Source organism: Christiangramia marina, assembly GCF_048285865.1.
GTDB lineage: Bacteria > Bacteroidota > Bacteroidia > Flavobacteriales > Flavobacteriaceae > Christiangramia > Christiangramia marina.
The window spans coordinates 507,029-515,869 of sequence record NZ_JBLVTK010000003.1; the positions used below are offsets into that span (position 1 = coordinate 507,029).

At 38.7% G+C, this 8,841-nt stretch carries 9 protein-coding genes; 4 read left to right on the forward strand and 5 right to left on the reverse strand.

The annotated features are described in order from the left end of the window. The 5 genes from ACNKXS_RS13155 to ACNKXS_RS13175 form a co-directional block, all read right to left on the reverse strand. A partial coding sequence (locus ACNKXS_RS13155; protein WP_417921237.1) for a hypothetical protein occupies nucleotides 1–228 on the reverse strand: 228 nt, incomplete at its 3' end. 77 nt (nucleotides 229–305) lie between these two features. Then, the gene (locus ACNKXS_RS13160; RefSeq protein ID WP_417921238.1) at nucleotides 306–1,349 is read right to left on the reverse strand and encodes a cytochrome d ubiquinol oxidase subunit II; all 1,044 of its coding nucleotides are present in this window, start codon (nucleotides 1,347–1,349) and stop codon (nucleotides 306–308) included. 2 nt (nucleotides 1,350–1,351) lie between these two features. After that, on the reverse strand, nucleotides 1,352–2,653 hold the full coding sequence (locus ACNKXS_RS13165; RefSeq protein ID WP_417921239.1) for a cytochrome ubiquinol oxidase subunit I: 1,302 nt from the start codon (nucleotides 2,651–2,653) through the stop codon (nucleotides 1,352–1,354). Nucleotides 2,654–2,850: 197 nt separating this feature from the next. Further along, on the reverse strand, nucleotides 2,851–3,651 hold the full coding sequence (locus ACNKXS_RS13170) for a sulfite exporter TauE/SafE family protein (RefSeq protein ID WP_417921240.1): 801 nt from the start codon (nucleotides 3,649–3,651) through the stop codon (nucleotides 2,851–2,853). A 69-nt stretch (nucleotides 3,652–3,720) separates the two neighbouring features. Next, nucleotides 3,721–4,353 (reverse strand): Crp/Fnr family transcriptional regulator, encoded by a 633-nt coding sequence (locus tag ACNKXS_RS13175; protein ID WP_417921241.1) that lies wholly within the window; start codon nucleotides 4,351–4,353, stop codon nucleotides 3,721–3,723. Nucleotides 4,354–4,599: 246 nt separating this feature from the next. On the opposite strand from ACNKXS_RS13175, the gene ACNKXS_RS13180 reads away from it, so the two are divergent. From ACNKXS_RS13180 to ACNKXS_RS13195, 4 genes are all read left to right on the forward strand, one after another. Then, nucleotides 4,600–5,982 (forward strand): NAD-dependent succinate-semialdehyde dehydrogenase, encoded by a 1,383-nt coding sequence (locus tag ACNKXS_RS13180; protein WP_417921242.1) that lies wholly within the window; start codon nucleotides 4,600–4,602, stop codon nucleotides 5,980–5,982. A gap of 167 nt (nucleotides 5,983–6,149) precedes the next feature. Further along, the gene (xerA, locus tag ACNKXS_RS13185) at nucleotides 6,150–7,307 is read left to right on the forward strand and encodes a site-specific tyrosine recombinase/integron integrase (protein ID WP_417921243.1); all 1,158 of its coding nucleotides are present in this window, start codon (nucleotides 6,150–6,152) and stop codon (nucleotides 7,305–7,307) included. 48 nt (nucleotides 7,308–7,355) lie between these two features. Next, nucleotides 7,356–7,940 carry a hypothetical protein gene (locus tag ACNKXS_RS13190; protein ID WP_417921244.1) on the forward strand — a complete coding sequence of 195 codons (585 nt, stop codon included), beginning with the start codon at nucleotides 7,356–7,358 and terminating at the stop codon, nucleotides 7,938–7,940. A 161-nt stretch (nucleotides 7,941–8,101) separates the two neighbouring features. After that, the gene (locus ACNKXS_RS13195) at nucleotides 8,102–8,704 is read left to right on the forward strand and encodes a CDP-alcohol phosphatidyltransferase family protein (protein ID WP_417921245.1); all 603 of its coding nucleotides are present in this window, start codon (nucleotides 8,102–8,104) and stop codon (nucleotides 8,702–8,704) included. The last annotated feature ends 137 nt before the right edge of the window (nucleotides 8,705–8,841 follow it).

Here is an 8,841-nt window from a genome sequence, read left to right on the forward strand (position 1 = left end):
AGAAAACTCTACTTCGCTTCCATTTCTGGTAAGGCTGGTAGTTTCAGTAAAATATAGTTCCAAAGTTTTGTCATCATCTGTAGTAACGTAGATCTCTGTCTTATCTGCTTCTACTTCCTTTACTGTTCCCTGGTAAGTTCCAGATTCCACAGCATCTGTACTTTCACCACAAGCGACGAACAAAAGGATCGCACTCATAAACATACCTTTTAAAATTGTTGATTTCATAGTCTTAAATTTAAATTAGATTGTAAAGGATGAAATTAATGAAAATCTATTAGCTCATAAATAGAGTTCCGTATTATTTAGTCTTCAGCTGTATGTTTTCCTGATCTGGACGGAATCCTGATCATATTAAACGACTTCATCAAATGAAATAATCCCGGCAATATGATCCCGCCTCCAATGATCAAAGAAATACCCAGAACATACATTACAGATTCCGGAGCAGTGTTTTCGAGCATATTTACTTCCGAAGTACTGGTAATGATAAGGCGAGGAAAATGAGTGTGTACTGCAGCAAAAATGACTAATAGAATCTGTAAGCCTGCATAAATCCTGGTCTGTACACGTTTCTGTTTACCAATTGCAAACCATAGAGGAATAAGTAATAAGGCTGATAATGCGATCGCTATAAGAGATATTTTATTCTGAAGAAATTCTTTAACAAAAACCAAATCATACCAGTACCCATAGAACAGCACTGCACCACCCACCATTACCAGCACAACTGTAAAGATTGCCGATTTCCGACTATACATTTTCCTGATATCTCCTTCAGTTTCTCCAATCAATAAAGTTGAAGCCAGGAAAGTACAAAGTGCAGCATAGAATAATCCTGTGAGAACAGTAAAGGTATTCAGCCAGGGGTACATAAAAATTTCAGCGAACGTAGTATTGGAGTAATCATCTGTAACTACGATCTTACCGCTTACCAATGCTCCAAAAGACATTCCGAGGAAAATTGGTGTAATAAGACTGGAAATCCTGAACATACGATTATACCATACCTGTGTCCCATCGATTACCGCATCATAATGCCTGAAGATAAAAGCAACACCACGCATGGTAATTCCCAGTAACACCAGCGTAAGTGGAATATGGAGATAGATAATAATGATATTGAAATATGCTGGAAAAGCGATCCATAGAATAACAATCAGGATGATAAGCCAGATATGATTGGCTTCCCAAACCGGTCCCATGACCTTATAGACCGTGAGTTTATTCAATTCCTTGTTCTCCCTGGACGAAAAGAGCTCCACGATGCCAGCTCCAAAGTCGGCACCACCCAAGAGAACATATAGAAATAGAGAGAAAAACGTAAAAAAAAGTACTACGTATAACATACCTACCCGATTGAGTTATTAAGAACCTTGATCTGCCTGTGCATTAGCCAGGTTACCATCACCGCAAGGATGGCGTAAACAGTTACGTACAGGTAAAAGCTGAATTTTAATCCAGGCATTGGCGTTACAGCTTCAGAAGTACGCATGATGTTGTACACGATCCAGGGTTGTCTTCCTACTTCGGTAACTACCCAACCTGCTTCCACGGCCACAAATCCTAAAGGCGTTAGTATCGCGAACAGCCACCAGTACTTTTTGTTATTGAGCCAGCTTTTCTTCTTTAAACTAATAAAATAGATCAAAGCCGCCAGCATAAGTAAACTACCTATTCCCACCATGGTCTGGAAAGCGTAGTGTACGACAGGAACCGGTGGAAGATTTTCTTCAGGAAAGTCATTCAGTCCTTTTACCTCAGCATCAAAATCTCCAAAGGCCAGGAAGGATAATGCTTTTGGTATTTCTAGCTTATTGCTCACAGTTTTATTATCCGCATCCACGATCCCACCGATGTAAAGCGGAGCTCCTTTCTGGGTTTCATAGTGTGCTTCCATCGCCGCCAGTTTTACCGGCTGTCTTTGTGCTACATCCTTGGCAGATAGATCACCACTAATAGGTTGTAAAAGCGCTGCGACCGCTCCAAAAACTATGGCGATCTTAAAGGCAGCCTTGTGCAGATCTGGGCGTTTGTTACGTAATATTTGTATGGCATGCAGACCGGCAACGGCAAAGCCAGTAGCGGCGAAAGCAGCCAGGGTCATATGCAGAGCCTGGGTAAACCATGCATCGTTGAGAAAAGCCTTGACCGGATCTATATTTACATACGCGCCATCTACCACATCAAATCCTGTTGGTGAATTCATCCAGGCATTGGCAGATACTACGAGAATCCCGGAAATCACTCCTGAAATTCCCACGATGATCCCGGTGATCCAGTGAAAAGTTTCCGGAAGTTTTTTCCATCCATACAGGTAAAATCCAAGCGCGATCGCTTCCACAAAGAAGGCTGCACCTTCCAGCGAAAATGGCATTCCTATTACAGGACCGGCATGTTTCATAAATTCTGGCCAGAGCATTCCCAGCTCAAAGGACAGCGCGGTTCCCGATACTGCACCGGTGACAAAAAAAATGGCAACTCCGCGTTGCCAGGCTTTAGTAAGTTTTAAATAAATAGGCTTTCGGGTATTTAGCCACTTTCTATGAGAAACCACCATAAAAAAGGGCATGACCATACCAATACAAGCAAAAATAATATGAAATCCGAGGGTAAAAGCCATTTGTAGTCTGGCGTAATCGAGATTTTCCATGACGGAATAATTTAGATGATATTCCGACCTCAAAAAGAAGGTTGGAACACCTGTTCTTTCGGCTTGTAAATTTACTGAATTTTAAAGGCTCGATCCCTTCAGAAACACTTTAATTTCTGAATTTAACGCATGTTCCATGAAGACTTCAGAAGAATCAAAAAACTTTAGAATTTTCCGAAGTCAAACTTCAGAAGTGATTATAACAGTTCGCTTAGAATAATATAGATACCCATCACCAGAACGAACCAACCAAAGCCTCTTTTTAACTTCTTCCCATCTATGAATTTATTGAGATAAACTCCCAGCCAGATTCCTGCAATGGAGAGCCCGGTAAATATGAGTAGAAACGGCCAGTCGATCTCAAGGTTTTGAACATCCCCCATAAAACCGATCAAACTTTTGAATGCGATAATGAGTAAGGAAGTAGCCACCGCTTTTTTCATGGGAAGCTTGGCGAGTAAGACCAATGCCGGGATGATAAGGAAACCACCACCAGCTCCAACGATCCCCGTTAACAGTCCAACCACGATCCCTTCTAAAATGATCAAAGGATAGTTATACTGCACTGCTTGTTCTTCATCAGTATCCTCAGTACGTTTTTGAGTGATCATCGAAATTGAGGCAACCACCATGATGATAGCAAAAAATAGCATGATCCCGATATTCTTAGTGATCATGAGTCCGCCAATACTAAAGATCTCTTCAGGAATTGCTGGAACGAGGTACATCCTGGTAAGGTATACGGCGATAAATGCGGGAATTGCGAAAACAATCGCGGTCCTGAAATCTATTAATTTCTTCGGAAGATTTCTAAGCGCTCCCACCAAAGCTGAAGTTCCCACCACAAAAAGAGAATAAGCCGTCGCGGTCACAGGATTGATCGCCATAAGGTACACCAACACTGGCACCGTAAGTATGGAACCTCCACCACCTATGAGTCCAAGCACTACTCCTATAAGTAAAGCTCCAAAATAACCGAGAATTTCAAGAATATCCATAGTAATTTAATTTCGGAGCAAATGTATTGGGTTCATAGAGCACGTGCAGTAACAAGTGTTACAAAAGCATTATAGGTCGACGACCTTGATCTGGTTTCTTTGTAATTTGATCTTTCCATCCAGTTCGAGTTTCTTTAATAACCTGGAAACTACCACCCTGGACGTATGAAGGTCGTAAGCGATCTGCTGATGGGTACTTTGTACAGTTTCATCTCCATTGATCTTAGCCTTATCCCGCAGGTATTTCATAATACGCTGATCCATATTAAGGAATGCGATGGTGTCTATTGTATCCAGCATTTCAGAAAGACGGGAGTGATAGCTTTCAAAGACAAAATTTCTCCAGCTTTTAAACCTCGCCGTCCATTCCTCCATTTTAGCGATTGGTACCATGATCATGGTAGTATCGGTTTCGGCTACCGCACGAATTTCACTTTTGGTCTGGCCCATGCAGCAATTAAGAGTCATGGCACAGGTATCCCCTCTTTCTATAAAGTAAAGCAGCAATTCATCACCATCACCGTCTTCCCGTAAAATTTTGATAGCACCATTGAGCAGCAAGGGCATCCCGGTAACATAATCGCCAAACTCAATAATGCGTTCCCCTACTTCGATCTTACGAATAGATCCACATTCGGCGATCTCTTCGAGCAATTCTTTTTCAAATAGGAAACCATAGGCCTCCTGTAATTCGGTCATCATGAGTTAGGATTTTTACCCTTTAAAATTAGCAAGATTATCGAGAACAATTCCCAGCGATTTGGTAGGATACTTCGGAAGCTTCGCTGAAATCCGAAAATTATGATACTTCAGAAGAAAGTTTTATAAAAATTTTAAAGTTATGGGGCCTTCCGAAGAATTCATTTAACGAAGTCTTATTAAGGTTCGGCTCTCTTAAGGCGTAACTTAGCTTTCAAGAAAAATTGCTAAACAAAAAGAAAGAAAATTATGTCTAAGGATTCAAAAATGACCACTATTAACCCAGCAACCGGGAAGGAAATTCAATCTTATGATACGATGACCAATGACGAAATGAACAAGGCGATCGAGTCCTGTCATGAAGCATTCCTGGAATGGAAAATGAAGCCTGCTGAAGAGCGCGCAAAAATTATTGTTAATATTGGAAAAGAGCTTGACAAGAATAAAGAGAAACTTGCCAAATTAATGACCGAGGAAATGGGGAAACTGGAAAAACAGGGACACCAGGAAATTGAACTCTGTTCAGCTATTTGTGACTATACTGCCGAAAATGGCCCAAAAAGTTTACAGGATGAGGAAAGAGAATTGCCAGAAGGTGGAAAAGGTTTTATTACCTACTCTCCAATGGGCGTGATCTACGGAATCCAGCCATGGAATTTCCCAACTTACCAGGTAGTACGTTATTCTATTGCCAACCTTATGGCTGGAAACGGAGTATTGCTGAAGCATGCTGAAAACGTAACCGGAACAGGAATCTTACTGGAGCAAATTTACAAGGACGCTGGTTTGCCTGAGAATTTATTTAAAACACTGGTGATCTCGCATGACCAGAGTGATGAGGTGATAGAAAACAAACGAGTACGCGGAGTTACCCTTACAGGTAGCCCAAGTGCCGGAAGAATTATTGGTGAAAAAGCAGGAAAAGCACTTAAGAAAACGGTATTGGAACTGGGAAGTAATGATGCTTACATCGTGCTTGATGATGCAGATCTTGATCTTGCTGTAAAAACCTGCGTACAGGGACGTCTATACAATAATGGAGAAACCTGTGTTGCCGCCAAAAGATTTATCGTAGTAGATGCGGTTTATGACAAATTTAGAGATGCCTTTGTAGAGCAAATGAAAAATATCAAACTTGGAGATCCTACAAGTGAAAACAGCGATCTTGGACCAATGGCCAGAAAGGATCTACGAGAAGAACTTCACGAGCAGGTAGAAGAAAGCGTGAAAAAAGGAGCTAAAATTTTATGTGGAGGGAAACTTCCAGAAGGCGACGGATTCTATTATCCAGCGACTGTACTTGAAAATCTTGAGCCAGGACAACCAGCTTACGATGACGAGCTTTTTGGACCTGTTGCGTCGTTAATCAAAGCAAAAGATACTGATGATGCTATGAGAATTGCGAATGACAGTAGATTTGGTCTTGGTGGAGGAATTTTCTCTAAAGACGAAGCTAAGGCTAAGGAATTAGCACAGAAGCATTTTGATACCGGAATGGTATTTATCAATTCCTTTGGACTTGCCAAGCCTAATATGCCGTTTGGTGGTGTGAAAGATTCAGGTTACGGTAGAGAACATGGCGGATTTGGATTGCATGAATTCGTAAATGCAAAATCTGTAATGATGGCATAAGTCATTATTCAATCGCACAACTTATTGAGGGAGCTTCGGCTCCCTTTTTTTTATACCTAATCAATTAAAAACCTCTTAACCAGCGCTTTTAGTTTTTAAACGTTTTCATGACGAACAAGAGCTTACCAATCGTATTTTAATTTATGTTTGAAGGTTAATTAAATTTTATGAAGCAATTAAATTTGTTTCTATTCAGACATAAAAGTGCTGAACAGATTGGTATAGACTTTAGGTTCGACATGGAACTAAAAGCCCATTTAAAAACGTTGAAGGAAGTAAGATGGAGTCGAACCCATTCCTGCTTCTATATTCCTTCGGGCAAACAATACCTGGAAAAACTTAGCTCCCACTTCAAAACTATTGAAGTAGAGATAAATACCGCTTTACTGGATTTCTCCAGGATCCCGGATATCGCCATGGTAGAAACTGTTGAAGTAAAGTTGGCCATGCGAAAGTTCGTGCAATACTTAAAAGGACTTAGACATAGCCCAAGTACGATCAAAACCTATTCTTCTTTTGTGCACTCCTTTCTGAAATTTCATCATGAAAAAGAGAATTACACACATAGGGATGTCGCCAGGTTTATAGAATCTGAAGTTGCTCTGAAACGCTATTCCATAAGTACGCACAGGCAATGTATTAGCGCGTTAAAGCATTATTTTGAATTTAATGAAAACGCTTTATTCGATCTAAATGCCTTGAAGCGTCCCAAGAAAAGCAGTTATTTACCAACTGTTCTTAGCAAGGAAGAGCTAATCGATCTATTGCGATTTACCCGAAATTTGAAACATCGAAGTATTCTCGCCCTTATTTATTCATCAGGCTTGCGAATTGGTGAGCTTATCAATCTCGAGTTGCGGGATCTTGATATTGATAGAAGGCAAATACTGATTAGACAGGCGAAAGGTAGGAAGGACCGTTATGTAATGATGGCTGAAAGTTTTCTTCCTTTATTGCTGAATTATTTACAGACTTATGAACCTAAGCGTTACTTCGCTGAAGGTAACGGAGGAAAATATTCCAGTTCCGCAATTCGCGGATTTCTGAAGGATAGCTGCGAAAGAGCGAAGATCAGGAAAAGGGTGACTCCGCATACGTTAAGACACAGTTTTGCCACCCATATGCTGGAAAACGGAACAGATCTAAGATATATCCAGGAGCTGCTTGGCCACGCCAAACCGGAAACGACGATGATCTATACGCATGTCACCAAAAAAGATCTGTTGAAAATTGAGAGTCCGCTTGATTCTACCATCAAAAAGCTATTGGAGAAGGGAGATAAAGAACAGTCGGATCTGCGTTTATCCCGAAACATACTCGGATAAAAATGTATATTTGGGTGGATATAACGAGTTGGCAAATAGTTTTAAAGAATGAGACACCTATTAGGTTTTATGTTTACAATCCTGACTTTATCAAGTTGTAATCAGATAAAGAAAGATAAAATTGAACAAAGAATCGAACCAAAAATACAGGCAGACAATCTTTCTGTTATCAAGAAGGAAGACACTATCAAAAATTATTGGGCTTTAAATTCTGACACAATAGTTGACAAGAAAGAATTCGAAATTTCTAATTTGAAATATAGTCTTGAATTAAAAACTTATAGTCTCTATGATAGTTTAATCGTTAGAAATTTAAAGCAAGAAGATGACCAAAACTATTCCGACTATTCTCACACGATGGTTACCGATTTAAACTTAATATCAGACTCTATTACTAGTAAAGTACGCATTGATAAGTCAAAATTTGAAAAATCTCTTCTTACAGACTTTTATAAAGATTGTGATCTATATTCAACAAATCTTGACAGTATAGTAGAAAATAAAATTTATTTGACTTCTGATCTTGCAATTCCAGATACCGATAATCAATGGAGAGTTTGGTATTCATTGAAAATAAAAAATAATCAACTTGAAAAATTAGAAGTTTCAAATACTGATTATGTAGGGTTATAAAACCATTTGCCAACAACGATTCATCGCAAATAACGGGTAATCCGTAAAAAGTGTAATTTTAGAAACCAGGAAACAAAAAACGGTAAGCCGACAAATCCGAGTCCCAACTCCCGTGACTTGCGATAATCGAGACCGTTGGCAACAAGCTAGAAAATTTCGTAATGAACAAAATTCCAATTATACTTATTTATAGTAGAATCTTAATTGGCATATTAATTATATTAATTGGAATTGGAAAAGTAGATAATTTCAAATTTTGGATTTCTATTCTAATGATAACTGGTTTATTAACTGACATATTTGACGGAATAATTGCCAGAAAACTTAAGGTATCAACACAAAAACTTCGAATTTTAGACTCTAATGTTGATCAATTTTTCTGGTTAACAGTTATGGGAACAATTTTCTTTTTAAACATTAATTTCATTTTAGATAATATTATATGGATTTCTATAATATCAATTTTAGAAATTTCCGCATATGTAATTAGTTACAAAAAGTTTAGCAGATCAATTGCCACGCATTCTATTCTTGCAAAATTTTGGACAATTTCACTTGTTGCTTTTTTAGTCGATCTTACAATAAATTCAAGGAGCCACACCTTATTTATTATTTGTGTGATATTGGGAATAATTTCGCGAGCAGAAATAATTTTGATAATACTTAATTTGAAAAAATGGACCACGGATGTTCCTTCAATATTATCAGTTTCGAAAATTAATAGAGGAATAAAAATTAAAAAAAGTAAATTGTTTAATAGCTAACACGCCAGTTGCCAACAAAGAACTAAGGTAAAATCCTAGTACTTTTAAGCTAATTTCGACATATAATTTTCCTGGTAATAGGTTCCTGATTTTGCAATTGCAAATGCTTGCTTTAGCAGCTTATTACATACTGCTAT

Coding starts and splice junctions, on each gene's coding strand:
- xerA (WP_417921243.1), top strand. CDS start 6,150: ATGAAGCAATTAAATTTGTTTCTATTCAGACATAAAAGTGCTGAACAG.
- ACNKXS_RS13165 (WP_417921239.1), bottom strand. CDS start 2,653: ATGGAAAATCTCGATTACGCCAGACTACAAATGGCTTTTACCCTCGGA.
- ACNKXS_RS13175 (WP_417921241.1), bottom strand. CDS start 4,353: ATGATGACCGAATTACAGGAGGCCTATGGTTTCCTATTTGAAAAAGAA.
- ACNKXS_RS13170 (WP_417921240.1), bottom strand. CDS start 3,651: ATGGATATTCTTGAAATTCTCGGTTATTTTGGAGCTTTACTTATAGGA.
- ACNKXS_RS13180 (WP_417921242.1), top strand. CDS start 4,600: ATGTCTAAGGATTCAAAAATGACCACTATTAACCCAGCAACCGGGAAG.
- ACNKXS_RS13195 (WP_417921245.1), top strand. CDS start 8,102: ATGAACAAAATTCCAATTATACTTATTTATAGTAGAATCTTAATTGGC.
- ACNKXS_RS13190 (WP_417921244.1), top strand. CDS start 7,356: ATGAGACACCTATTAGGTTTTATGTTTACAATCCTGACTTTATCAAGT.
- ACNKXS_RS13160 (WP_417921238.1), bottom strand. CDS start 1,349: ATGTTATACGTAGTACTTTTTTTTACGTTTTTCTCTCTATTTCTATAT.